Annotated in this window: 24 protein-coding genes; 12 read left to right on the top strand and 12 right to left on the bottom strand. The window is 54.5% G+C overall.

What is annotated here, in order from left to right; all coding sequences use genetic code 11:
- The first annotated feature begins 155 nt into the window (after positions 1-155).
- The 4 genes from glpA to HV237_RS08095 all read left to right on the top strand — a co-directional run bounded on the left by glpA (position 156) and on the right by HV237_RS08095 (position 5,318).
- Complete coding sequence (glpA, locus tag HV237_RS08110; RefSeq protein ID WP_016157025.1) at positions 156-1,784, top strand: anaerobic glycerol-3-phosphate dehydrogenase subunit A; 1,629 nt, start codon at positions 156-158, stop codon at positions 1,782-1,784.
- The gene (gene glpB, locus HV237_RS08105) at positions 1,774-3,033 is read left to right on the top strand and encodes a glycerol-3-phosphate dehydrogenase subunit GlpB (protein WP_047359206.1); all 1,260 of its coding nucleotides are present in this window, start codon (positions 1,774-1,776) and stop codon (positions 3,031-3,033) included. Before glpA ends, glpB begins: the two co-directional genes overlap by 11 nt.
- On the top strand, positions 3,030-4,220 hold the full coding sequence (gene glpC, locus HV237_RS08100) for an anaerobic glycerol-3-phosphate dehydrogenase subunit GlpC (RefSeq protein ID WP_047359207.1): 1,191 nt from the start codon (positions 3,030-3,032) through the stop codon (positions 4,218-4,220). Before glpB ends, glpC begins: the two co-directional genes overlap by 4 nt.
- A 183-nt stretch (positions 4,221-4,403) precedes the next feature.
- Positions 4,404-5,318 (top strand): Rpn family recombination-promoting nuclease/putative transposase, encoded by a 915-nt coding sequence (locus HV237_RS08095; RefSeq protein WP_047359208.1) that lies wholly within the window; start codon positions 4,404-4,406, stop codon positions 5,316-5,318.
- Between the two features lie 43 nt (positions 5,319-5,361).
- Here the strand turns inward: HV237_RS08095 and yfaU are convergent, their stop codons facing one another.
- From yfaU to HV237_RS08065, 6 genes are all read right to left on the bottom strand, one after another.
- Positions 5,362-6,165, bottom strand: a complete 804-nt coding sequence (gene yfaU, locus HV237_RS08090; RefSeq protein WP_047359209.1) for a 2-keto-3-deoxy-L-rhamnonate aldolase — start codon at positions 6,163-6,165, stop codon at positions 5,362-5,364.
- 25 nt (positions 6,166-6,190) lie between these two features.
- Positions 6,191-7,480, bottom strand: a complete 1,290-nt coding sequence (locus HV237_RS08085) for an MFS transporter (RefSeq protein WP_047359210.1) — start codon at positions 7,478-7,480, stop codon at positions 6,191-6,193.
- 56 nt (positions 7,481-7,536) lie between these two features.
- Positions 7,537-8,742 (bottom strand): L-rhamnonate dehydratase, encoded by a 1,206-nt coding sequence (gene rhmD / locus HV237_RS08080; RefSeq protein WP_016153809.1) that lies wholly within the window; start codon positions 8,740-8,742, stop codon positions 7,537-7,539.
- A 13-nt stretch (positions 8,743-8,755) separates the two neighbouring features.
- Positions 8,756-9,538, bottom strand: a complete 783-nt coding sequence (locus tag HV237_RS08075; RefSeq protein ID WP_047359211.1) for an IclR family transcriptional regulator — start codon at positions 9,536-9,538, stop codon at positions 8,756-8,758.
- A gap of 218 nt (positions 9,539-9,756) precedes the next feature.
- Positions 9,757-10,959, bottom strand: a complete 1,203-nt coding sequence (locus tag HV237_RS08070) for a nicotinamide mononucleotide deamidase-related protein YfaY (protein ID WP_047359212.1) — start codon at positions 10,957-10,959, stop codon at positions 9,757-9,759.
- Positions 10,960-11,038: 79 nt separating this feature from the next.
- On the bottom strand, positions 11,039-11,581 hold the full coding sequence (locus HV237_RS08065; RefSeq protein WP_016153812.1) for a YfaZ family outer membrane protein: 543 nt from the start codon (positions 11,579-11,581) through the stop codon (positions 11,039-11,041).
- Between the two features lie 318 nt (positions 11,582-11,899).
- Between HV237_RS08065 and nudI the strand changes: the two genes are divergently transcribed.
- The 8 genes from nudI to arnF all read left to right on the top strand — a co-directional run bounded on the left by nudI (position 11,900) and on the right by arnF (position 19,967).
- On the top strand, positions 11,900-12,325 hold the full coding sequence (gene nudI / locus HV237_RS08060; protein WP_047359213.1) for a nucleoside triphosphatase NudI: 426 nt from the start codon (positions 11,900-11,902) through the stop codon (positions 12,323-12,325).
- Between the two features lie 265 nt (positions 12,326-12,590).
- Positions 12,591-13,730 (top strand): UDP-4-amino-4-deoxy-L-arabinose aminotransferase, encoded by a 1,140-nt coding sequence (gene arnB, locus HV237_RS08055; RefSeq protein ID WP_047359214.1) that lies wholly within the window; start codon positions 12,591-12,593, stop codon positions 13,728-13,730.
- A 2-nt stretch (positions 13,731-13,732) separates the two neighbouring features.
- Positions 13,733-14,716: an undecaprenyl-phosphate 4-deoxy-4-formamido-L-arabinose transferase gene (arnC, locus tag HV237_RS08050; protein WP_047359215.1), complete on the top strand. Its 984-nt coding sequence runs from the start codon at positions 13,733-13,735 to the stop codon at positions 14,714-14,716.
- Positions 14,713-16,695, top strand: a complete 1,983-nt coding sequence (gene arnA / locus HV237_RS08045; protein ID WP_047359216.1) for a bifunctional UDP-4-amino-4-deoxy-L-arabinose formyltransferase/UDP-glucuronic acid oxidase ArnA — start codon at positions 14,713-14,715, stop codon at positions 16,693-16,695. Before arnC ends, arnA begins: the two co-directional genes overlap by 4 nt.
- Positions 16,692-17,594: a 4-deoxy-4-formamido-L-arabinose-phosphoundecaprenol deformylase gene (arnD, locus tag HV237_RS08040; protein ID WP_047359217.1), complete on the top strand. Its 903-nt coding sequence runs from the start codon at positions 16,692-16,694 to the stop codon at positions 17,592-17,594. Before arnA ends, arnD begins: the two co-directional genes overlap by 4 nt.
- Complete coding sequence (arnT, locus tag HV237_RS08035) at positions 17,591-19,249, top strand: lipid IV(A) 4-amino-4-deoxy-L-arabinosyltransferase (protein WP_047359218.1); 1,659 nt, start codon at positions 17,591-17,593, stop codon at positions 19,247-19,249. The genes arnD and arnT overlap by 4 nt, the downstream gene beginning before the upstream one ends.
- Positions 19,246-19,581 (top strand): 4-amino-4-deoxy-L-arabinose-phosphoundecaprenol flippase subunit ArnE, encoded by a 336-nt coding sequence (arnE, locus tag HV237_RS08030; RefSeq protein WP_016153819.1) that lies wholly within the window; start codon positions 19,246-19,248, stop codon positions 19,579-19,581. Before arnT ends, arnE begins: the two co-directional genes overlap by 4 nt.
- Complete coding sequence (gene arnF / locus HV237_RS08025; RefSeq protein ID WP_016153820.1) at positions 19,581-19,967, top strand: 4-amino-4-deoxy-L-arabinose-phosphoundecaprenol flippase subunit ArnF; 387 nt, start codon at positions 19,581-19,583, stop codon at positions 19,965-19,967. Before arnE ends, arnF begins: the two co-directional genes overlap by 1 nt.
- A 2-nt stretch (positions 19,968-19,969) precedes the next feature.
- Here the strand turns inward: arnF and pmrD are convergent, their stop codons facing one another.
- From pmrD to menD, 6 genes are all read right to left on the bottom strand, one after another.
- Positions 19,970-20,233, bottom strand: coding sequence for a signal transduction protein PmrD (gene pmrD / locus HV237_RS08020; protein ID WP_047359219.1), 264 nt, complete (start codon positions 20,231-20,233; stop codon positions 19,970-19,972).
- Between the two features lie 95 nt (positions 20,234-20,328).
- Complete coding sequence (gene menE / locus HV237_RS08015) at positions 20,329-21,753, bottom strand: o-succinylbenzoate--CoA ligase (protein WP_047359220.1); 1,425 nt, start codon at positions 21,751-21,753, stop codon at positions 20,329-20,331.
- Positions 21,750-22,712 carry an o-succinylbenzoate synthase gene (gene menC / locus HV237_RS08010; protein WP_047359221.1) on the bottom strand — a complete coding sequence of 321 codons (963 nt, stop codon included), beginning with the start codon at positions 22,710-22,712 and terminating at the stop codon, positions 21,750-21,752. Before menC ends, menE begins: the two co-directional genes overlap by 4 nt.
- Positions 22,712-23,569: a 1,4-dihydroxy-2-naphthoyl-CoA synthase gene (menB, locus tag HV237_RS08005; RefSeq protein ID WP_003027671.1), complete on the bottom strand. Its 858-nt coding sequence runs from the start codon at positions 23,567-23,569 to the stop codon at positions 22,712-22,714. Before menB ends, menC begins: the two co-directional genes overlap by 1 nt.
- A gap of 14 nt (positions 23,570-23,583) precedes the next feature.
- Positions 23,584-24,342: a 2-succinyl-6-hydroxy-2,4-cyclohexadiene-1-carboxylate synthase gene (menH, locus tag HV237_RS08000; protein WP_047359222.1), complete on the bottom strand. Its 759-nt coding sequence runs from the start codon at positions 24,340-24,342 to the stop codon at positions 23,584-23,586.
- On the bottom strand, positions 24,339-26,009 hold the full coding sequence (gene menD, locus HV237_RS07995; protein ID WP_016157038.1) for a 2-succinyl-5-enolpyruvyl-6-hydroxy-3-cyclohexene-1-carboxylic-acid synthase: 1,671 nt from the start codon (positions 26,007-26,009) through the stop codon (positions 24,339-24,341). Before menD ends, menH begins: the two co-directional genes overlap by 4 nt.
- Positions 26,010-26,082 lie beyond the last annotated feature (73 nt).

The raw sequence follows: 26,082 nt of genomic DNA, 5'->3' as shown, positions 1-26,082 counted from the left end.
AACGCTGCACATATTGTTACAGATTTATGACAAATGTTCATAAAGGCGCACGAAATCACGTTTCATTTTCGAATAATGAGCGATTATGCGCGAAATCAAACAATCCATGTTTTTTATGTGGCTAAATGATAAAAAACGAACTGTGAGGAAAAACAATGAAAATTCGCGACTCGCAAACAAGTGACGTGATTATCATTGGTGGAGGAGCAACAGGTGCAGGGATCGCACGCGATTGTGCGCTGCGCGGGTTGCGCGTCATCTTAGTGGAACGCCACGATATCGCCACAGGGGCGACCGGACGTAACCACGGTCTGCTGCACAGCGGAGCACGCTACGCCGTCACCGACGCTGAATCTGCCCGGGAGTGCATCAGCGAAAACCAAATTCTCAAACGTATCGCCCGTCATTGCGTTGAGCCGACAGACGGTCTGTTTATTACCCTGCCGGAAGATGAACTCTCCTTCCAGGCAACCTTTATTCGCGCCTGCGAAGAGGCCGGTATTCGCGCAGAAGCAATTGACCCTAAGCAGGCGCGCATTATCGAGCCTTCCGTCAACCCACAGCTGATTGGCGCGGTAAAAGTGCCGGACGGCACGGTTGATCCTTTCCGCTTAACCGCCGCCAACATGCTGGATGCGCGTGAGCATGGCGCAGTAATCTTAACGGCGCATGAAGTGACGGGACTGATTCGTGAAGGGGCAACGGTTTGCGGCGTGAACGTACGCAATCATCTGACGGGTGAGATGCAGTCTCTGCATGCACCGGTAGTCGTCAACGCCGCCGGGATCTGGGGCCAGCGCATTGCGGAATATGCCGATCTGAGCATCCGTATGTTCCCGGCCAAAGGTTCGCTGCTGATTATGGATCACCGCATTAACCAGCATGTCATCAACCGCTGTCGTAAGCCGTCTGACGCCGATATCCTGGTGCCCGGTGATACCATTTCGCTGATTGGCACCACCTCACAGCACATTGATTACGATGATATCGACAGCAACCGCGTCACCGCAGAAGAGGTCGATATACTGCTGCGTGAAGGCGAAAAACTGGCGCCGATTATGGCGAAAACGCGCATTTTACGCGCCTACTCCGGCGTGCGTCCTCTGGTAGCCAGCGACGACGATCCAAGTGGCCGTAACGTCAGTCGTGGGATTGTACTGTTCGATCACGCCCAGCGTGACGGACTGGACGGGTTTATCACCATTACTGGCGGCAAATTGATGACCTACCGCCTGATGGCAGAGTGGGCCACCGATGCCGTTTGCCGTAAGCTGGGCAATACCCAACCTTGCACAACGGCAGACACGGCGCTGCCTGGCTCACAAGAATCGACCGAGCATACGCTCAAACGCGTGATCTCGTTGCCCGCGCCACTGCGCGGTTCAGCGGTCTACCGTCACGGCGATCGCACCCCAGCGTGGCTTAGCGAAGGTCGTCAGCACCGCAGCCTGGTCTGTGAATGCGAAGCGGTTACTGCAGGTGAAGTGCAGTACGCCGTCGAGAATTTGACCGTCAACAGCCTGCTGGATTTGCGTCGCCGTACCCGTGTTGGAATGGGGACCTGCCAGGGCGAATTGTGTGCCTGCCGCGCCGCAGGTTTGCTGCAACGTTTTAATGTCACCACCGCCGCGCAATCTATCACCCAGCTTTCCGATTTTCTCAATGAACGCTGGAAAGGCGTGCAGCCTATCGCCTGGGGAGATGCGCTGCGCGAAAGCGAATTCACACGCTGGGTCTATCAGGGATTGTGCGGTCTGGAAAAGGAGCACCAGGATGAAATTTGATACCGTCATTATCGGCGGCGGTCTGGCCGGACTGCTGTGCGGCCTGCAACTGCAAAAAAGCGGTTTACGCTGCACGATTGTCACTCGCGGCCAAAGCGCCCTGCATTTCTCCTCCGGCTCACTGGATTTGCTCAGCAACTTACCCGATGGCCAACCGGTGACGGATATAGAAGCAGGCCTGAATGCGCTGCGCACTCAGGCACCCGCGCACCCGTACAGCACCATCGGAACGCACAACGTCCTGGAGCTGGCCCAGCAGGCGCAAAATCTTCTCGAAGAATGCGGAACGCATTTGCAAGGCAAGGTATATCAGTCACATCAACGCATCACCCCGCTGGGAACGCTGCGCTCAACCTGGTTAAGTTCCCCGGAAGTTCCGGTCTGGCCGCTGTCCGCGCAGCGTATCTGCGTTGTAGGTATTAGCGGTTTACTGGATTTTCAGGCACATCTCGCCGCGGCGTCGCTGCGTCAACGCAATCTCAGCGTCGAGACGGCAGAAATCGATCTGCCTGAGCTGGATGTCCTGCGTGATAACCCGACCGAGTTTCGCGCCGTCAATATTGCGCGCCTGCTGGATAACGAAGATAAATGGTCGCTGCTCTATGACGCTTTACTGCCAGTAGCAAAAACCTGCGACATGATAATTATGCCGGCCTGCTTCGGTCTGGCGGATGAACAGCTCTGGCAATGGCTTAACGAGCGTCTCCCCTGCTCGCTGACGCTGTTACCGACCCTCCCGCCTTCGGTACTGGGTATGCGTTTGCATAACAAATTGCAGCGCCAGTTTGTGCGCCAGGGCGGCGTCTGGATGCCGGGTGATGAAGTGAAGAAAATCACCTGTCAGGACGGCGTAGTCAGCGAAATCTGGACCCGTAATCATGCCGATATTCCTTTGCGGCCACGTTTCGCCGTGCTCGCCAGCGGCAGCTTCTTCAGCAGCGGGCTGGTCGCCACGCGTGAGGCCATCTACGAACCTATCCTGGGGCTGGATGTACAGCAAACCGCCACCCGCGCCGAGTGGTATGAGCGTGACGTCTTCGACCCACAACCGTGGCAGCAGTTTGGTGTTACGACCGATGCCGGGCTGCGCCCGTCGCTGGCGGGACAAACGATAGAGAACATGTATGCCATCGGTTCCGTTCTCGGCGGATTCGACCCTATCGCCCAGGGTTGCGGAGGCGGCGTGTGCGCTGTTAGCGCCTTACACGCCGCACATCATATTGCGAAACGTGCAGGAGGCCAGCAATGAGCGACACACGTTTTGAAAGTTGTATCAAATGCACGGTGTGCACCACGGCCTGCCCGGTAAGTCGCGTCAATCCGAACTACCCTGGTCCTAAACAGGCCGGACCGGACGGTGAGCGTCTGCGCCTGAAAGATGGCGCGTTATATGACGATGCGCTGAAATACTGCATCAACTGTAAGCGCTGCGAAGTGGCCTGTCCGTCAGATGTGAAGATTGGCGATATCATCCAACGCGCGCGCGCCAAATACGACACTACGCGTCCGTCGCTGCGTAACTTCGTCTTAAGCCATACCGATTTGATGGGTAGCGTATCCACACCATTCGCCCCGATAGTGAATACCGCCACCTCACTCAAACCGGTGCGTCAGTTGCTGGATTACGCGCTAAAAATCGACCATCGCCGTACGCTGCCGAAGTACTCTTTTGGCACCTTCCGCCGCTGGTATCGCAGCGTTGCCGCACAGCAAACGCAATATCAGGATCAGGTTGCCTTTTTCCACGGCTGTTTTGTTAATTACAACCATCCGCAGCTCGGCAAAGATCTGATCAAAGTGTTGAATGCGATGGGAACCGGGGTGCAACTGCTGAGCAAAGAGAAATGCTGCGGCGTACCGCTGATTGCCAACGGTTTTACCGATAAAGCGCGTAAGCAGGCGGTGAGCAACGTGGCCTCGCTCAGAGAAGCAATTGACGGCAAAGGCATTCCGGTGATCGCCACCTCATCAACCTGCACCTTTGCGCTGCGTGATGAATATCCGGAAGTGCTGGACGTCGACAACTCAGGTCTACGCGAACACATTGAACTGGCAACCCGCTGGCTGTGGCGCAAGCTGGATGAAGGCAAAACGCTGCCGCTGAAAACGCTGCCGCTGAAAGTGGTCTACCACACGCCATGCCACATGGAGAAAATGGGCTGGACGCTCTACACGCTGGAACTGCTACGACAAATTCCAGGGCTGGAGCTAACGGTGCTGGACTCGCAATGTTGCGGGATTGCCGGGACATACGGCTTTAAAAAGGAAAACTACCCGACATCGCAGTCCATTGGCGCACCGCTGTTCCGCCAGATTGAAGACAGCGGCGCTGATATCGTCGTCACCGACTGTGAAACCTGTAAATGGCAGATTGAGATGTCTACCAGTAAGCGCTGCGAACACCCCATCACCCTGCTTGCCAAAGCGTTAGGTTAATTCTGTTGCCCGGTGGCGTTGGCTACCGGGCATTTTTGCGAATGCCGTTGCACATAACTGAATACGTTGCAACCGGACGTATTTATCTCTGACTCCTCCACGCAAAGAATCAATTCCACGAATGCAGCCCGCGTCATCCGTGGGTACCGTCACGCCATCTTCTTCCTCTGGTGACGGACTACCATGGCTAAATCAGCAACATCAACACCGCATGATGCGGTTTTTAAAAAGATAATTTCTTATCCTGAGATGGCTCGCGATTTTCTTGAAATTCACCTTCCCGTCGCATTACGCGAGATATGTGACCTGCAAACGCTGAAGCTGGAGCCTACCAGTTTTATCGAAAAGGATCTCCGTGCTTACTATTCCGACGTATTGTGGTCGTTAAAAACCCGCGAAGGTGAAGGCTACATCTACTGCGTTATCGAACATCAGAGTACAGCGGTACAACACATGGCATTTCGCCTGATGCGTTATGCCACTGCCGCCATGCAATATCACCTGGATGCCGGATACAGAACGCTACCTCTGGTTATCCCCATGCTTTTTTATCACGGGCAACAGAGCCCGTATCCGTGGTCGCTCAACTGGCTGGACGAATTTGATTACCCACAACTGGCGCGCAAGCTTTACTCAGAAGCATTTCCGCTAGTGGACATCACTGTGGTATCTGACGACGAGATTATGCAGCATCGGCGTATCGCTCTACTTGAACTGATGCAAAAACATATCCGCGATCGCGATTTGATGGGACTGGTGGACAGGCTGGTCGCGCTTTTAGTTACTCGTACCGTTAATGACAGCCAGTTGCAAACGCTGTTTAATTATCTGCTACAGCGCGGTGAGGCTTCTCATGTCAGCGAATTTATCCGTGAAATTGCCGGGCGCTCACCCCATAACAAGGAGAAATTGATGACGATCGCAGAGAAACTACGCCAGGAAGGCCATCACAATGGATTGCAGGAAGGCTGGCTAAAAGGAACACGAGAAGAAGCATTACGTATTGCCCGCATGATGCTGGAGCGAGGCATCGATCATGAGACAGTCCTGACCATTACCGGATTTTCTGTTGACGACGTGACAGAACATCACCATTAGGAGCTATTTCAGGCCCGATGGCGCTACACCACCGGGCCTGATATTAATAACTGCTTTTCAACGTTTGCGTACTCTGGCCTGGCTTAAACATTGCCAGCCTGCGATCCAGCGCTTCGGTATAAAGCATGGTATCCACGCCTACCGCGACAAAATTTGCTCCCCATTGCAGACATTTCTGCGCCATTACTGGGTCAACAGCGAGGAAACCGGCTGCTTTTCCGGCTGCGCGAATACGGCGAATGCTTTGCTCAATGATCCGCTGCACCTCCGGGTGTCCGGCATTATCCGGGTAGCCTAACGACGCAGAAAGATCCGCCGGGCCAATAAAGACACCGTCAATACCGTCAACGTCCAGAATGGCATCCAGATTATCCAGTGCCGCTTTGCTTTCGACCTGTACCAGCAGGCAGAGTGATTCATTAGCCTGGGCCATATAATTGTCGATACGCCCCCAGCGCGCCGCCCGTGCCACGCTGGCGCCGACACCACGCTCACCGAGCGGTGGATAACGAGTCGCGGAAACCACCTGAAGCGCCTGCTCTGCGCTGTCGACCATCGGGACAAGCAGCGTCTGCGCGCCAATATCCAGCACCTGCTTGATCAACGCTTTACTGCCTTCCACCGGGCGAACCACAGGCTGGCTGGCATAAGGCGCAATCGCCTGCAACTGATGGTAAAGATCCTGCACCGTGTTCGGCGCGTGTTCTCCATCAATCAGCAGCCAGTCATAGCCCGACGTCGCGGCAATCTCCGCCATGTAGGAGGTGGTCGAACTGAGCCACAGGCCGACCTGGACTTCCCCTTTGCGTAATCCTTCTTTGAAGGGATTTGATAACAATGCGTTCATAACGATCCTTACAACGTAGATAAGATTAATGATGCGCAGCGCCTGCTTGTGAAACTGAACGGTTCACACTCAGCGTAAAGATGATTAGCGAGCCGATAATCGCGACGCCCGCGAGGACCAGCAGGCCCGCCGCATCGCTGGCAAACACCGTTTCGGCTTTGACGCGCAGAATGGGAGCAATAAAGCCGCCGACGGCACCAAACAGGTTGACGAAGCCGATCCCCGCCGCCAGAGCAGTCCCGGAAAGAAGTTGCGTTGGCATCGTCCAGAACACCGGCTGTACCGCAATGAAACCGACCGCCGCGACGCAGAGCGCCACAATCGCCAGTACCGGTGAAACCAGCCCGGAAAGGCCAATGCCGATTCCTGCCGCCAGCAGCGTCAGCGCGGCAACATTACGCCGGTCGCCGGTGCGATCGGAGTAGCGGGGAATAAGCCAGGTACCAAACAGCGCCGCCACCCACGGTATTGCCGCCACGACCGAAGCCGTAAAGCCCACTTTTGTCCCTAACAACGCAGCAACCTGAGTTGGCAGGAAGAAGATCAGGCCATACACCGCCACCTGGATCGTCAGATAGATAATCGCCAGTTGCCAGACACGGCCATTACGCAGCGCATCCGACAGGCGTGAAGTGACCTTTTTTTCCTCTTCACTCGCCAGTTGGCTAATAAGTAACGCCTTTTCCTCCGCGCTCAGGAAACGTGCCTGCTGCGGGGTATCATCCAGCCAGAAGAAGGTGAAAATGCCCGCGCCTACCGCCAGTAAACCTTCGATAACGAACATCCAGAACCACCCTGGATGCCCCATAAAGCCGTGCATCTCCAACAGCGCACCGGAAAGCGGCGATCCCAGGGTTAACGCCAGCGGCGCCCCCATGTAGAACAGCCCCATGATGCTGGCGCGGTTACGCTGGGGGAACCACTGGGACGTCAGGTAGATCATACCGGGGAAGAAGCCCGCCTCTGCCGCCCCCAGCAGAGTACGGATAATCAGGAATTTCGATTCAGTATCCGCCCATGCCATCGCCGCAGAGAGGAATCCCCACAGCAACGTGGTGGTACCAATCCAGGTTCTGGCACCAAATTTACGCATCAACAGGTTGGCAGGAACCCCCAGAAAGGCATAAACCACAAAGAAAATCCCCGCGCCCAACGCATAAGCTTCGTTGCTCAGACCGGTATCAATCTGATAGGTCTCTTTGGCAAAACCGATGTTCGAGCGGTCAAGAAACGCCAGCACATACAGCGCCAGCATAAAGGGAATCAAACGGGCGCGGTTTTTCTTCACCACACCATCAAGTAACGTGGTACTCATAGCAAGATCCTCAAAGAAATGAGGGCGTTGCCGTGGCATTGGCAACGCACTGGTCATTAGTGGCTATAAGGGCGCTTCAGATTGCAGTCGCGGTTAAGCTCGACGCCAAATCCTGGTTTGTCGAGCACCGACTTATGAATGCGGCCATTGACGGGTACCGGTTCGTCCAGAAGGATCGGATCAAACTGTGGACGCATCGTTGAACAATCCGGGCTGGTCATCAAAAACTCGCTGAACGGGGTATTGGTGAACGTGATCACCGCATGGTGCGAGTAAACCGAGGAACCATGCGGCACCACCAGCTGTCCGCGCGATTTAGCAATAGCGGCAATTTCCACCAGCGTGGTTAACCCACCGCACCAACCCACATCCGGCTGCATGATATCGATGCCGGTTTCTGAGAGTGTGCGGAAGGACTGCAGCGTCCCGTGGTGTTCACCGCTGGTGACCATCATCCCCGCCGGGGCGTTACGTTTCAGCTCGCGATAACCTTCATACTGCTGCGGCGGCAGACACTCTTCGATCCACTTCAGGTTGGACGGTGCGCAGGCATGGGCCAGTTTGGTGGCATAGTTCACGTCCTGACTCATCCAGCAATCGAGCATCAACCAGAAATCCGGACCGCATTTCTCACGCATGTCGGCTACCATTGCCGCATCTTTGCGGATCCCCGCATCCCCGTCGTGCGGCCCCCAGTGGGTCGGCATTTTGCCGCCAATAAAGCCCATTTCTTTCGCCAGATCAGGGCGCGCACCGGTCGCGTAGAATTGAATTTCGTCGCGTACCGCGCCACCCAATAGTTTGTAGACCGGTAAACCCACCACCTTGCCAAACAGATCCCACAGCGCCAGATCCACGCACGAGATAGTGTTCATCACCAGACCGCCGGAGCCGGAGTAGTACATCGTTGCGCCCAGCATCTGGTCGTGAATGAGTTTGATATCACTGACGCATTTCCCTTCAATAAAACGATTGAGATGCTTTTCCACAATAAAGCACCCCATCTCCCCTGCCGTGGAAACAGCAAAACCGGTCTGTCCGTTTTCAGCTTCCACTTCAACAATCAGTGTTCCTAATACGTTGATGCCAAAGGACTGGCGCGATTGCTCATATTCACGATATTTGCTCATTGGCGTGGCGATATGATCGTCAATCCAGTGGTTAGCGCCCTGATCGTGATAGTCGCCGCCGCCAGCGCCTTTATCCGCCGTAGCACCACCGGTAAACCAGGCACGAACGTGTTTAATTTTAGGTAGGGTCATGGTGTTCTCCTTTTTATGAAGCGAGTGAGTCGAAGGGACTTTTCCATCCCAACAGGCGTGAAATATCCCTGGCGCAGGCAATCGCTTTACCGGCCAGATAATCACGGTTCTCTTCGTTAATTTGCAGACGAGTGCCGACCACTGAAATCGCGGCGGTCAGTTCATTGTTAGCGTTAAAAACAGGCGCTGCGACGCAGCGAACATCGGGATAATCTTCGCCATTATCAAAGCTCCATCCACGCTGTCGAATACGCTCCAGCTCGTCATTCAACTGCTGTGGCCTGGTGATAGTGGTCGGCGTTGCCTGTTCCCATATCAGCTGTTCAATAATGGCTTTTCGTGCGGCTGCCGCTTGCCAGGCCAGCAGGCATTTGCCGATACCCGAGCGGTAGAGCGAAAGACTTTTCCCTTCGTGGGAGCGCACGCTGATAGTGGATGACGATTCCACTTTCAGAATGTAATACGCGCTTTCGTGGTCGATGATCCCGAGATGGCAAAGTAACCCTGTCTCATCCATCAGTTGTGTCAGCCGGGGACGCGCCAGTTCACGTAAATCCATCTTGCTCAGCGCATGCCCAGACAACTCAACCAGCTTGGTCCACAGGCAGTAATTTTCCTGATGATCAATGCTGATAAAGCGCTGACGCTTCAGTTCATTAAGTAACAGGTACGCGGTGCTTTTTGGAATACCCAGCGCCTCTATGATGGTGGCGGCGCTACATGGGCCGATACGCGCAATGAGATTGAGTATTTCGATCGCCCTGGTGAGCGCGGGAACTTTGCTTGACTCCAACATACTGGACTCCAGTCTGAGATACTGGAATCAGTGTGGTAGGTTAAGGGGGTTAAAATTGTGAAGCGCATCAAATCCTCTCGTTCTTCCAGCTGGCTGGAGAAAAAACGAGCATAATTGTGAACTAACGCACGGATTTTTTTACAGAGAGTACAACAGGTTGGACTGATAACGGGAAGGCCAGAATGCCTTCCCATAACAAGCGCGTGAGAGAGTGCAAGTCAGGAAGGCAGCGTCAGGGATTCAACCACTTCTATCCAACCGTGTTCGGTGGCAATATCCTGCCCGTTGAGCCAACGGCGCAGCATATTGAGCGCCATCATTGCGCACACTTCCTGACGCACCGACAAACTATAACGATTAGCGTTCAGCCGTACGCGTAAGGCATGCGTTCCATCAGGCGTTGCCAGCGCAAAGTTAATATGTTCGTTTTCGAAAGCCGATACCGCCAACGCCAGCCCGGCATAATGGTTGCCGCGTCGTTCGGTTATCCAGTGTGCCGTTTGCGCCAGCGTTTCTTCCTGGGGCGGAACCACTTCGCTCGCCAACAGCGGAGCATTCGCGCGCGAAAGCTGCAGCGCCACCAGACCACCGGTGAATTGTTCGCTTAGCGTCAGGCTGTATTGCCGTTCCTGCAACGTGCGGGCGATTTGCGCGGGTAAACCTTCCGTACCTTCGAAAATCATATTCTGCCCGGCAACCCGCTTCACTTCTGGCCACAGCGCCAGCATCGCTTCCCGTTGGGAATCCGGCCCGGTCAGCTTCAGTTCGATAATCGGCATTGACGAGCGGTAGCCCATTGTCACTCCCGGAGGCAATTGCAGCGGATCCAGGCTCTGCGCCAGCTCGCTTTCAGAACGACCAAAGGTGGTTAATCGCAGGCATAGCGGGGGTTGAGACAGCGAAAAACGCTCACGCAAACGCGGCAGGATCTCATGCTCAACCATGACTTTAAATTCTGATGGCACTCCTGGGGTAAAGAACATCAGGCAGCGGTTAAGCTTCAGGGCAAACCCACACGCGGTTCCTACCGGATTATTGATGAATTCCGCACTGGCAGGTAGCTCAGCCTGTTTGCGGTTACTCGGTGCCATCACGCGTCCACGATCGCGGAAATAACGCGCCATCTCGGCGAGCCATGCTTCATGCAGCACCAGCCCTTCACCTTTCGCCGTTGCCGCCGCCAGCGCGCTCAAGTCATCGCTGGTTGGTCCCAGACCGCCGTTAACGATCAGTACATCGGCATGTTCGCTACGCTCACGCAAAACGGCGACCAAATCGTCAAGATTGTCACCTACCGTGTTGCGACGGGTTAGCGGTAACCCCTGATTAAAGAAAAAATCGGCCAGCCAGGCGGCATTCGTGTCGACGATTTGTCCGTGCAACACTTCATCCCCGGTGGATAGCATCTCCACGTTTAACATCGTGTTCTCCTGCTTTTATGATGAAAACACTATAACGCATGGAGGGGGGAAGGCGCGACTGAACGCCGCGCCGGAAAAATCAGAAACTCGCGTTAACCCCAACGTACGGGCCGTCAGCAATCGCGTTATCGCGGTTACCGTCTTTGCCTGCCAGGTTCAGGTAGCGATAACCGGCTTCAATGCTCAGCGGACGCATAATGGTCAGACGCGCACCTGCATTCGCTTCTTCATAGCTGTCGATACCGCTGGAAAGAGAATCGGGAGAGTAATAATACTCGCCAAACAGGCGGAGGCTGTCGCCAATCGGCCACTGCAAACCGCCACCGACCGCCGCCGCGTAACCCTCGTCACCATCATTCGGGTTAGTATAAATGCCTTTCCCACCGACCGTTGCCAGCAGCGGACCGAGAGGAATATTCAGACCCAGTCCCAGACCGGCCGCATCGCCGTCGTCATCGTTATGCATCCAGTTACCGCTGACGGCCAAACCGGTGGTCTCAGTACCCATACCGAACCCCAGGTTGGTGTAGTCTTCGCCAGCCTGGCCGCTGATGCTAATCGCGCTCGCCGACGCGGAAACAAACAGCATTCCGGCAAAACCCAACATTAAACTTTTTTTCATTTTCTATCCTTTCCAGCAAGAATCAAAACATAACCCCAAAACCTGTGAATTGTACTGTTAGATCACGAGGAATCAATGCACTAAAAAAGCGATGCAATAACATATTGTAAGCAAATACTACTCACAAGATTTAGATAAGGTTAAATTCTTGTAGCAATTACGCCACTGATGGCAGCAGAACGCCATTTTCTACAAACATCCTGTTTTCCCTGCCAAAGCGGCGTTATTCGTCGATGAAGCGTTTTTTCTACCACCAGCAAAAGGTAAGATGCGTGCACGATGGAATTTTCTATACCTCCCCCTACAAGGATTCGACTTATGCGCCAAAGAACAATTGTTTGCCCATTAATTCAAAACGATGGCTGTTATTTACTGTGCAAAATGGCTGACGACCGCGGTGTGTTCCCCGGTCAGTGGGCGCTTTCTGGCGGCGGCGTTGAACCGGGTGAACGTATTGAAGAAGCTTTGCGCCGTGAAGTAAGAGAAGAGCTGGGCGAACAACTGGTGTTATCAGATATTACGCCATGGACCTTCAGTGACGATGTTCGCACCAAAACGTACGCCGATGGCAGTCAGGAAGAGATTTATATGATTTATCTCATCTTCGATTGTGTGGCGGCTAATCGTGAAGTGAAGATTAATGAAGAATTCCAGGCATTCGCCTGGGTTAAAGCGGAAGAAATTGGCTCTTACGATTTAAATATCGCCACGCGTAAAACGTTAACTTTGAAAGGGTTACTGTAAGTTATCATTTTAATAGCGGCATTGTGCTCATCAGTCTGCAGATAACAGCAATGTCGCCCAAACTACTCAAGAACCTACATGATCTTTTTTTCATTAAGATAAATAAAAAACACGCTATTCCTCTCTCTTTCCCAAACCTTAAACTCTTAAGGATAAATTAACCTTCCGTCATTACTCTTTGAAGCCTGATGAAATAATTAACGACGCCCCTGTTTATCACTAAAAATAAAACGTCGGTGGCGTTAAATGGCTTGAAGGAATAATGATGTCTGACTTTTTGCCTTTCTCTCGCCCGGCAATGGGGGCTGAAGAACTTGCTGCTGTGAAGACGGTTCTGGACTCTGGATGGATAACCACCGGCCCGAAAAATCAACAGCTGGAAGAAGCCTTCTGCCAGCTCACGGGAAATCAACACGCCGTCGCCGTCTGCTCCGCTACGGCAGGAATGCACATCACGCTGATGGCGCTGGACATCGGTGCAGGCGATGAGATTATTACACCGTCAATGACGTGGGTTTCTACCCTCAACATGATTGTCCTGCTGGGTGCGACGCCAGTCATGATCGACGTCGACCGCGATACGCTCATGGTCACACCGGAGCAAATTGAGGCCGTCATCACCCCGCGAACCAAAGCCATTATTCCGGTACATTACGCAGGCGCCCCCGCCGACCTGGACGCGATTTATGCCATTGGCGAACGCTATGGCATTCCGATTATAGAAGATGCGGCCCACGCCGTAGGGACGTTGTATAAAGGTCGTCATGTGGGCGCGCGCGGCACGGCAATATTCTCGTTTCACGCCATCAAAAACATTACCTGCGCCGAAGGCGGGTTGATCGTTACCGACGACAGCCAGCTTGCCCAACGGCTTCGCAGCCTGAAGTTTCACGGTCTGGGCGTTGATGCCTTTGATCGACAAACCTATGGCCGGGCGCCGCAGGCCGAAGTGCTTGCGCCAGGGTACAAGTACAACCTCACGGATATCAACGCCGCCATTGCGTTGGTACAGCTAAATAAACTGGAACACCTGAACTCACGCCGGGCGCAAATTGCCCGCGAGTATCAACAGGCGCTGGCCGATACGCCATTTCAACCACTGAGTCTGCCCCAGTGGGCGCACGTTCACGCCTGGCACCTGTTCATCATTCGCGTTGACGAAGCCCGCTGCGGTCTGAGCAGAGATGCCTTAATGGAGGCGTTAAAGGCCAAAAATATCGGCACCGGTCTGCATTTTCGTGCGGCCCATACGCAAAAATATTACCGCGAACGCTTCACTACCCTTTCGCTCCCCAATACAGAATGGAATAGCGCGCGCATTTGCTCACTGCCGTTATTCCCCGACATGACCGCCGATGACACCCAGCGGGTAATTACGGCACTTCGCGAGATTGCAGGACAATAACCATGTTTGAAGCAGCACCGATCAAAAAAGTCTCGGTGGTCATTCCCGTTTTTAATGAACAGGAAAGCTTGCCAGAGTTAATCAGACGTACCAGCGCTGCCTGCGAAAAATTGGGCAAAGACTATGAAATTCTGCTAATTGATGACGGCAGCAGCGACCATTCCGCACAGCTGATGATGGACGCTTCCCAGGCACCGAACAGCCATATTGTTTCTATTTTATTGAATCGCAATTACGGGCAACACTCGGCGATTATGGCCGGTTTCAGTCATGTCACCGGCGACGTGATCATCACACTGGATGCCGATTTGCAAAACCCGCCGGAGGAGATCCCACGGCTGGTCGCCACCGCAGATGAAGGCTTCGATGTGGTCGGCACGGTACGTCAGAACCGTCAGGACAGCGTATTTCGTAAGACCGCATCGCGAATGATTAACCATCTGATTCAGCGCACCACCGGTAAAGCGATGGGCGACTACGGTTGCATGTTACGCGCTTATCGCCGCCACATCGTCGATGCCATGCTGCATTGCCAGGAGCGCAGCACCTTTATCCCGATTCTGGCCAACATTTTTGCCCGGCGCGCTACGGAAATCCCGGTACACCATGCAGAGCGAGAATTTGGTGACTCCAAATACAGCTTTATGCGTCTGATCAACCTGATGTATGACCTGGTGACCTGTCTGACCACAACGCCACTTCGTATGTTGAGCCTGTTGGGCAGCGTAATCGCCGCCACTGGCTTTACCTTGTCTATCCTGCTTGTGGTTCTGCGTCTGACGCTCGGTCCACAGTGGGCCGCAGAAGGGGTATTCATGCTGTTTGCCGTCCTGTTTACCTTTATCGGCGCACAGTTTATTGGCATGGGTTTACTCGGCGAATATATCGGTCGCATCTATAACGATGTCCGCGCCCGCCCCCGCTATTTTGTTCAACACGTTATCCGCCCACAAACTACACAGTCAACCGAGGAAAACCGCGCATGAAAGCCATCGTATTTGCCTATCACGATATGGGATGTCAGGGTGTCCAGGCTTTGTTGGATGCCGGTTATGAAATCGCTGCCATTTTTACGCACACTGATAATCCGGGCGAAAAAGCATTTTTTGGATCGGTTTCCCGCCTTGCCGCCAGCGCCGGAATTCCGGTTTACGCCCCGGACGAGGTCAATCATCCCTTGTGGATTGAACGCATTAGCCAACTGGCGCCGGATGTTATCTTCTCGTTCTACTATCGTCATTTACTGAGTGATGAGATCCTCAGTCTTGCGCCTGCGGGAGCTTTTAATCTGCACGGTTCGTTGCTGCCGAAATACCGTGGTCGCGCGCCGCTGAACTGGGTATTGGTCAATGGCGAAACCGAAACCGGCGTCACGCTTCACCGCATGGTCAAACGCGCGGATGCTGGTGCCATTATTGCCCAGCAGCGCGTCGCTATTTCGCCGGATGACGTGGCGTTAACGCTGCACCATAAATTGTGCCAGGCTGCGCGTCACCTGCTGGAACAGGCACTTCCCGCGATTAAAACCGGGGATTATGCAGAACGCCCCCAACAGGAAGCAGATGCTACCTGTTTTGGTCGCCGTACACCGGAAGATAGCTTCCTCGACTGGAACACACCTGCCGTAGAGTTGCATAACCAGGTCCGCGCCGTCAGCGATCCGTGGCCGGGCGCATATAGCTATGTCGGCACACAAAAGTTCACCGTCTGGTCATCGCGCGTTTGCGTAAATAACTCAGCGGCCCAACCGGGTACCGTCATCTCCGTTTCTCCTTTGCTGATCGCCTGTCGCGATGGCGCCCTGGAAATTATTACCGGACAAGCTGGCGATGGTATTGCAATGCAAGGGTCGCAACTGGCGCAGGTTCTGGGCCTGGTACCAGGTTCCCGCCTGAACAGTCAATCAGTTACCACCACTAAACGTCGTACACGCGTGCTGATCCTCGGCGTCAATGGCTTCATTGGTAACCATCTGACCGAACGCCTGCTGCAAGAAGATCATTACGAAGTGTATGGGCTCGATATTGGCAGTGACGCCATTGGACGTTTTCTGCAGCATCCGCGATTCCACTTCGTCGAAGGCGACATCAGCATTCACTCCGAATGGATTGAATACCATGTTAAAAAATGCGACGTCGTGCTGCCGCTGGTGGCGATCGCAACGCCAATCGAATATACCCGCAACCCGTTGCGCGTATTTGAGCTCGATTTTGAAGAGAACCTGAAAATCATTCGCTACTGCGTGAAATACCGTAAGCGCATCATTTTCCCGTCAACGTCCGAAGTCTACGGCATGTGTACCGACAAAGTCTTCGATGAGGACAGCTCGAATCTGATCGTCGGTCCGGTGAATAAACCACGCTGGATCTACTCCGTTTCCAAGCAGTTGTTGGACCGCGTAATCTGGGCGTACGGCGAAAAAGAGGGATTGCGCTTCACCCTGTTCCGCCCGTTTAACTGGATGGGGCCGCGTCTGGACAGCCTAAACGCCGCGCGTATCGGCAGCTCACGCGCCATTACCCAACTGATCCTCAATCTGGTGGAGGGTTCACCGATTAAGCTGATTGAAGGCGGCAAGCAAAAACGCTGCTTTACCGACATTCGGGATGGTATCGAAGCCCTGTATCGCATTATTGAAAACGAAGGCGGACGCTGCGACGGTGAGATTATCAACATCGGTAATCCGCAGAACGAAGCGAGTATTCAGGAACTGGCAGAAATGCTGCTTACCTGCTTTGAAAAACATCCATTGCGTAACCACTTCCCGCCGTTTGCCGGTTTCCGTGACGTCGAAAGCAGCAGCTACTATGGTAAAGGTTATCAAGACGTTGAACATCGTAAGCCCAACATCCGCAATGCGAAACGCTGCCTGAACTGGGAGCCCACCATTGAGATGCAGGAAACGGTAGAAGAGACGCTGGACTTCTTCTTACGCAGTGTGAATATCACGGAACACACATCATGACCCAAGTCGGCTTGCGCATAGATGTCGATACTTTCAGGGGGACGCGCGAAGGCGTACCCCGCCTGCTGGAGACATTGAATCGACATAACGTGCGGGCAAGTTTTTTCTTTAGCGTTGGACCGGACAACATGGGACGCCATCTCTGGCGTCTTGTGAAACCACAATTTCTGTGGAAGATGCTGCGCTCAAACGCCGCATCACTTTACGGATGGGATATATTGCTGGCGGGAACCGCCTGGCCGGGAAAAGAGATCGGCCTGGCCAACGCGGCGATCATTGCGCAAACCGCCCTGATTCATGAAACCGGTCTGCATGCCTGGGATCACCATGCCTGGCAGGCGCGAAGCGGAAACTGGAATGACAAACAGCTGATTGATGATATTTCACGAGGCATCACGGCCCTTGAAACTCTTATCGGACAACCCGTCACTTGTTCTGCCGTTGCCGGATGGCGTGCCGACGATCGCGTCGTCCACGCCAAAGAAACGTTCCATCTGCGTTATAACAGCGACTGTCGGGGAACGTCGTTATTCCGTCCGGTGCTGACGTCCGGGAAAACAGGTACGCCGCAAATTCCCGTCACGCTACCCACCTGGGATGAAGTGGTTGGTCAGGAAGTCCAGGCGGTGGACTTCAACGCTTACATTCTCTCCCACATCCAGATGAGCAGAGGAACACCGGTGTATACCATTCATGCGGAAGTTGAAGGCATCGCCTTTCAGCAGAATTTTGACGAGCTGCTTACTCGCGCCGCAGACATGGGGATAACATTTTGCCCGCTCGGCGACCTGTTACCGGACGATGTCAGTTCGCTGCCAACAGGGCAGATCGTGCGTGGCAAAATACCCGGCAGAGAGGGATGGGTCGGCCGCCAACAACCAGTGAGTGTGACAAGATGAAACTTACTGTCCGCTACACCCTGGCATTTATCGCTTTTATTGCGCTGTATTTTATTCTCCCCATCAACAGCCGCCTGCTGTGGCAGCCTGATGAAACGCGCTATGCCGAAATCAGTCGGGAAATGCTGACCTCTGGCGACGGGATCGTTCCGCACTTTTTAGGGCTGCGATATTTTGAAAAACCGATTGCCGGATACTGGTTAAACAGCATCGGGCAATGGCTGTTTGGCGCCAATAATTTCGGCGTCAGAGCAGGAGCCATTTTTGCCACTTTGCTGACGGCGCTAATGGTTGCCTGGCTTGCCATGCGGTTGTGGCGGGATAAGCGCACCGCCGTACTCTCTTCGGTTATCTTTTTAACGTTTTTTTCGGTTTACAGCATCGGTACCTACGCGGTACTTGATCCCATCATTGCGCTCTGGCTAATGGCGGGCATGTGCTGCTTTTGGGAGGGGATGCAAGCCACCAGCAGAATGCGCAAAATTACCGCCTTTCTGCTCTTAGGGTTAACCTGCGGCATGGGCGTGATGACCAAGGGTTTCCTGGCACTCGCCATTCCTGTGCTCAGCGTATTACCGTGGGTTTTCGTACAAAAGCGCTGGAAAGATCTCATTATCTACGGTCTGCTGGCAGTAGTCGGTTGCATCGTGACTGTGCTGCCTTGGGGAATAGCGATTGCCCGGCGTGAGCCGGATTTCTGGCATTACTTCTTCTGGGTCGAGCATATTCAACGTTTCGCGCAGGAGGATGCCCAACATAAGGCCCCCGTCTGGTACTACATTCCGGTATTGGTGGCTGGCGCATTACCGTGGCTCGGGCTGCTCCCCGGCGCGCTGCGTACGGGCTGGCGTGAACGGGATGTTCCGCGCAGCGCACTGTACCTGTTAAGCTGGATTATCATGCCAATCCTGTTTTTCAGCATCGCGAAAGGAAAACTGCCGACCTATATTCTTTCCTGCTTCGCGCCGCTGGCAATATTGACGGCGCGTTTCGGCCTGCAGGCCGCGCAAAAAGGCGCAACCGCGCTGCGCGTGAATGGCTGGATCAACGTTCTGTTCGGTGTAACCGGCATTGTCGCCACGTTTATTGCTTCTACACTGGGTCCATTAAAGACGCCGGTCTGGTCGCATATCGAAACGTATAAAGTGTTTTGTGCGTGGGGCATTTTTATCATCTGGACGCTCTTTGGCTGGTATACGCTAAATAACCGCGAGAAGAACTGGACGTTCGCAGCGCTGTGTCCATTAGGCCTGGCACTGTTGTTTGGTTTCTCCATTCCTGACCGGGTGATGGAATCTAAACAGCCACAATTTTTTGTCGAGATGACCAAAGAGTCGCTGGAGTCGAGCCGTTATATTCTCACCGACAGCGTTGGCGTCGCCGCGGGGCTGGCCTGGAGCCTGAAGCGTGACGACATCATAATGTACGGACAAACGGGCGAGTTAAAATATGGCCTTAACTACCCGGATGCCCAGGGGCGTTTTGTCGGGCGGGGGAACTTTGCCGAGTGGTTAGCGCAACATCGTCAGCAAGGAAACATTACGCTCGTGCTTTCAGTCGATAAGGATGAAGATATTAATCGACTTGCTATCCCTCCCGCTGACTATATCGATAATCAGGGGCGTCTGGTCCTGATTCAGTATCGGCCGAAATGATCTGGATAGCCTTAGTTCTCGCCAGCCTGCTCAGCGTCTGTGGTCAGTTATGTCAGAAGCAGGCGTCGCGACCCGTTCCCGTTCGAGCGCGAAAACGCCACATTACGCTATGGATTGGGCTTGCTCTGGCAAGTCTCGGTCTGGCCATGCTGCTATGGCTGGCGGTGCTGCAGAACATTCCGGTCGGCATCGCCTACCCCATGCTGAGTCTTAATTTTGTATGGGTGACTCTGGCTGCCTGGAAAATCTGGCGCGAACCCGTCACCCCGCGCCACTGGCTGGGAGTGGGGTTAATCATCACTGGCATCTTTATTCTTGGGAGCGCGGTGTAATGGGCATCTTTTGGGGATTATGCAGCGTTATTATCACTTCAGCCGCCCAGTTGAGTCTTGGCTTTGCGATGGATAATCTGCCGCCAATGCTGCAGCCGCAGCAATTCATTTCCGCCGTATTCTCTCTTAGCGTCGGCGCGTTTGCTCTGTATGCCGGACTGGCAGGGTATTTACTGTCGGTGATTTGCTGGCATAAAGCGCTGCACCAGCTCGCACTGAGCAAAGCGTATGCCCTGCTCAGCCTGAGCTATGTACTGGTGTGGGTTGCATCAATGATCCTGCCCGGCTGGCAGGGAATATTTTCAGCGAAAGCTCTCGCCGGAGTGCTGTGCATCATGGCAGGGCTACTGACGATTTTTTTACCTTCACACCAGCGCCAACCCTGAGATTATTTATCTTCAGACAGTCGTAACAGGCGTTCCCATTCGTCGCACATGTACTGTCTGGCATCAATTATTTTGATTAACCGTGAGGTATCGCGATTAATGCAATACAGTGCATCTTTCAGCGGTGAAAGGAGGTCTCCGGGCTTAACCCACTCGGAAGATTGCGCCTCAGCCAGCATCTTTAGCGAACCGCCGCTATCACAAAGTACGATATAGAGCCTGCCTGCTTTTTTGTGACAGCAAGACTTCTTCACATGCCATTCCATAGCGCACCTTTTGTTAAAAAATTTCACAACAGGTTACACTTTAGCAGATAAACAAAATGACAATAGCGACTCAATGGCGAAAGTGAGAAATGTAATTACTGTTTGCTTAATTTTAACAATGAAGCACTTACCCAATCTGACAGCGCACGACGAGAAATTTTAATCCCTCCGGATTTTAGTTCAGGTGGCAATGTCAGCCAGCATACCGGTTGCTGAAAGCGGGCCAGCTTATCTTTCACCCACTCTGCCAGATTTGTGTCACCCGCATTGGTGTCATACTCAACGACCGCCACCGGGCGATGACCAAACTCTTTGTCTTCTATCGGCACAATGAAGGCTTGCAGAACGTGCGGATGTGCAGCAATCACGCGTTCCACCTCTTCCGGCTGTATGCCTTCCCCGCCGCTAAAGAACAGATTGTCCATCCGACCGACAATGGTTAACTTGCCGTCCTTCAACACCCCGCGATCGCGGGTGGCAAACCAGCCTTCCGCGTTTACTAAAGGAATCAGCTGCCCGTTACGCCAGTAACCTTGCGCCATGCTGGCGGCACGCAGCCAGACTTCACCATCAACGATTCTGACTTCTCTGCCTGCCAGGGGCGACCCCACATCCGCCAGGCCATCCGCCTCTTTCGCACAGACCGTAGAAGCAAACTCCGTTAAACCGTAACCGCACCAGCAGCGAATCCTTTGCTCGCGCGCCTGTTCCGTCAATTCAACAGGAATTGCCGCGCCCCCCAGGAGCACTGCTTTGAGCGTTACCGCCGTTTTGTTGACCAGCAGGCGCCACAGCTGCGTGGGCACCAACGAAGCATGGGTGCATCCAGCCAGCATTTGCTCCAATGGTTGCTTGTCGCGCACGGTCATTCGTGCCCCGGCAAACAACCAACGCCACAAAATACCCTGGCCGGAAACATGAAACAGCGGCAGCGAGAGCAGCCAATCATCTTCAGCGTCAAACGGCATTAATGACAGCACGCCCTGCGCGCTTGCCAGATGAGCCTGACAGGTATGCACCGCTGCCTTTGGCAATCCGGTAGAACCTGAGGTTAACGTCATCGTACTCAAACGCAGGGGTAACCACGCGGCGGCATGCTTGCCTGGCACTGCCTGCATCTGCAAAGGATGGAGTCCCGCGAGAACATTAGCGGTCTCAAGATCCAGCGCAAAACGCAGCGTTAAGTCCGGGACCAGCGCGTCAAGCAGCGATTGAGGCAGCTGTGGGTTAACAGGTAAAACCCGCGCCCCACATTGCAGCAATGCCAGCCAGGCCAGCAAAGCACGTGGATGATTCCAGGCGCGAAGCAGGACGCCATCGCCCTCTTCCACGCCCTGAGCGACAAAACCGCTGGCCAGATGGTCAACGCGCGTGCAGAGCTCGCTCCAGCTTAATACTTCATCGTTGAGGCGTAGAGCAGGCACCTCTGCACGAACCTGTCGCCAGTGATGCCACGGCCAGTCATCAGGTTGTACCAGGCCCGATATGCTTACGCTACCGGGCATTTCCCGCTGGGTCATAGCAGGCGTTCCAGCGCATCAACATCGATACACGGCAATGCGCTACCCGGCCAGGTGCGTACCTGCTGGCACTGCATCAGGCTCAGGGTATCCAGCCCCGGAATGGTCTGCGGCGTCAGCCAGGCGGCAATTCGCGCCAGTTGGGTTAAGCCCAGGCTCGACTCGATCGACGAACTAATAACAGCGGTGAGACCAAGCGCATGCGCCGCTGCCACCTGTTCGCGCACTTTATCGAGACTGCCCGTCAGCGTAGGTTTGATAACCACTGCCTTGACGCCCTCTTCGGCTTCGAAGATGAAATCCGCTTCACGCAGGCTTTCATCCCAGGCAATGGCAATGCCGGTTTCACGCGCAAAAGCACGAGAGTCATCGCGGGTTTTGCATGGCTCTTCGAGAAAAGCGATGCGCCCGCGGTACTCTGGATTAACGTACTTCGCGAACTGCTGGGCTTTCAACGGCGTCCAGGCCCGGTTGGCGTCAAGTCGCAAATGCAGCTCCGGGATAGCCTCAAGCAGCAGGTTGGCAACCATACCGTCGCGAACCGCTTCATACAGTCCGACCTTGATCTTCGCTACTTTTTCACCCGGCATGTCCGCCAGTTGCAGTACCAGATCATCAGGATCGCCCGTACACAGCGGCGCTGCACGGTAGTCTGCGTCCTCTGGCAATACGCCAGCCAGTTCGGCCAGCGCGCAGCTTGCGCCAAAGGCGACCGAAGGCAGCTGCGGTAAGGAAGAATCCCCCTGTAGCCAGCCATTGACCCAGGACAGCAGCTCGGTTTGCGCCTCTTCCCAGCTCTCCTGACTGAAGCCCGGCAGCGGGGAGATCTCTCCCCACCCTTCGCGCTCGCCGTCACAAAGGCGAACGTACAGCCCGTCACGCGTTTTTAACCGCCTGTCGCGCAGAATCACCCCCGCGTCCATGGGGATCTGCCAGCGGTATACCTGCGCGCTACGCATTACGGATTCCGTTTAAATTTGCTGAAATCCGGCTGACGTTTCTGGTTAAAGGCGTTACGGCCTTCCTGACCTTCTTCCGTCATGTAGAACAGCATGGTGGCGTTACCCGCCAGCTCTTGCAGACCAGCCTGACCATCGCAGTCGGCGTTCAGTGCAGCTTTCAGGCAGCGCAACGCCATCGGGCTGTTTTGCAGCATTTCACGACACCAGCGTACGGTCTCTTTTTCCAGATCGGCCAGCGGAACCACGGTGTTTACCAGGCCCATATCCAGCGCTTGCTTCGCATCGTACTGACGGCACAGGAACCAGATTTCACGCGCTTTTTTCTGACCGACAATACGCGCCATGTAAGAGGCCCCCCAACCGCCATCGAAGGAACCGACTTTCGGACCGGTCTGGCCGAAGATGGCGTTTTCAGCCGCAATGGTCAGGTCACACATCATGTGCAGCACATGGCCGCCGCCGATAGAAAAGCCTGCAACCATCGCCACTACTGGCTTCGGACAGGTACGAATCTGGCGCTGGAAGTCCAGTACGTTCAGGTGATGCACACCGGAATCATCCTGGTATCCGCCGTAATCACCGCGCACTTTCTGATCGCCACCTGCGCAGAACGCTTTGTCGCCAGCACCAGTCAGAATAATCACGCCAATGTTGTCATCGTAGCGAGCATCCGCCAGCGCCTGGATCATCTCTTTCACGGTGACCGGACGGAAGGCATTGCGTACCTGCGGACGATTAATGGTGATTTTTGCGATACCGTCGGTGGATTTCTCGTAGAGAATGTCGGTGTAGCCTTCAGAGCAATCGTGCCATTCTACCGGTGCGTAAAGCATTGTTTCATCAGGATAGATCATAAAATGTCCTATAGTCAGCGATGCAGAATCTGAGCCAGACAGTCCACCACGCTAGCGGGATTGTCCCGATGCGCGTTGTGTCCGGCATTACGAATCACATGGCTTGGTACGGATATTTCCGCCGCCAGAGCGCGGAATTTATCGTCACGTTCACCACATAAATAATCAAACGGAAATGTGCGCGTAATGAGTTGCGCACGTAAATCAGGTTGTACGGCTAGCGAGGTGGCCTCCAGCATCGCTGCCAGCGTATGCCCGTTATTCTGGCTACGCAGTGCGACCAGCGCTTCTCTTTGCGCCGCATTCAGCGAGGAAAAAACCGGCTGTTGATACCAGTCAATAAACACCTCGCACAACGGCTCAGCGCGAAAACGCGCAGCCCAGCGACCATCAGAGAGGCGACGCTGAACGCGCGCCTCCTCACTTTGCAAGCCTGGATGTCCACCTTCAACCACCAGACCGCACAGTCCTGGCATCTCCTGACAAGCCGCCATCATCGCGACTCTGCCGCCAAGAGAGTAACCTACCAACCAGTATTTAAGTATGTTGTAACTAAGCAACGTGTTACGCAACAAAGCGCTTACGTCGTCGAATCCGCTCACGCTGATGTCAGCGGAGCCACCGTGTCCCGGCAGGTCGATATACAGCCGCGAATAATTCTTAAACGCTTCGCCAACCGTCTGCCATTCCCGACAATCACCGGAAAAACCGTGCAGGAAAACCAGCCAGGGAAATCCCGTCTGACCCACTTTCGCCTGCGCGTGCAGGATCATAGATGGCTTACCTGTGCCAGCAGTTGCTGCAGGGTTTGCGCCCCATCAGTTTCGTTTACCACCAGCTCAATCACCGTTGCCGCCGGAGTACGCCAGGCGTTAGTCAGCGCGCTCTCCAGTTGCTCCCAGTTTTCCGGGCGCTGGTATTTAAGGTTAAACATGGCGGCAGCATGCTCAAAATGCACGTTCTGCGGCATCAGGTAGAACCGTTCGCGTTCGCTTGCTGGCGTCGGCAACAGGGAAAAAATTTGCCCGCCGTTATTATTGACCACTATCAGGACAAACGGCGCGGAAACCTGGCGCAATAACGCCAGCGCATTGAGGTCATACAGCGCAGATAAATCGCCGACGATAGCCAGCGTCGATTTCGCGCTGGCGCGCTGTACGCCTGCTGCCGTTGACAGCAGGCCGTCAATGCCGCTCGCGCCTCGGTTGCTATAGACCGGGTAACCCGCCGGAAGCTGCGACAGCGCATCAATCAGGCGCACCACCAGACTGTTGCCCACGAACAGTTGCCCCTGCTCCGGCAAGTATTCGCGGATACGGTGGGCTAATTGCGCTTCACCAAACGCGTCGCGACGGGCTTCTACCGCCTGCCAGGCCAGTTGCGCCAGGCGTGGGATCTCCACGCACCAGGGCTGACGTTTCTCCGCCGGATGCAACTCCAGCCAGTCGCCAACCGTCGCTACCAGTCTGCGCCCACGATGGTGAGCCGGATCGAGGCGGCCTTCGATATTATCGACAATCCAGTATTCCTGCGGATCACAGCTGGCCTGCCATTGCAGGAGCCGTTTTCCGGTCAGGCTACTGCCAAGCTGCACCACAATCTGCGCCTGCTGTAATTCAGTGACCGCTTTCGCATTTCCCAGCCACAGGTCGGCGCACGGCAAAGGTTGTCCAGTTTGCGACAGAACATCGCCAATCAGCGGCCAGCCTAGCATCTGCGCCCACTGCGCAACCTTTTTGCCCTCTTCCGCGCTCATGCGGCCTGCAACAACAACGCCGCGTTTTTGTCGCCAGAAAAACCAGTCACGCTGTTTGTCGCTTTCCAGTCGACGCGACTCACGCAGCCAGGGTTTATCATCCTGCCACCAGTCGCCAAGGCGCTGCTGCCAGTCAATCCCCGTTTCGTCCATGTCGCCATACAGCGGTTCCGCAAATGGGCAATTGATATGAACCGCCCCGCTATGCAGCGCAGCTAAGGCGTTATCAATGGTGGATACCAGCCAACTAGCCGGAATGTTCTGGGTCGGGCGCGGTAAAGAGAGCGTTTGCGATGGATGCGAGGCAAACATTCCGGCCTGACGAATCGCCTGGTTAGCGCCGCAGTCGATAAGCTCAGGAGGTCTGTCAGCCGTGAGTAGAATCAGCTTTTCACCGGTCAGGCCCGCTTCAATCAACGCGGGATACAAATTTGCCACCGCCGTACCGGACGTCACAATCACAGCGACAGGCTGCCGGCTGACTTTTGCCAGACCTAAGGCCAGATGCCCAAGGCCACGCTCATCAAAATGAGTATGGTGAATAAAAGCCGGGTTTTCCGCAGCCGCCAGAGTCAACGGTGTAGAACGAGAGCCAGGGGCAATGCAGACATGCCTGACGCCGTGGCGAGTGAGTGCTTCCAGAATGACCGCCGCCCAGCGTCGGTTAAATGCGCTTACTGACATGAGATTGTCCGGTATCAATATTGCGACACAGTATAAAGAATCGAATAAATGGATTTTTGATATGAGTCGGTAA

Origin of the sequence: Citrobacter sp. RHBSTW-00570, from assembly GCF_013739755.1 — a bacterium.
Classification (GTDB): Bacteria; Pseudomonadota; Gammaproteobacteria; order Enterobacterales; family Enterobacteriaceae; genus Citrobacter; species Citrobacter braakii.
The sequence above is the reverse complement of the archived record's forward strand: the minus strand, read 5'-3'. Positions and strand labels throughout refer to the sequence as shown.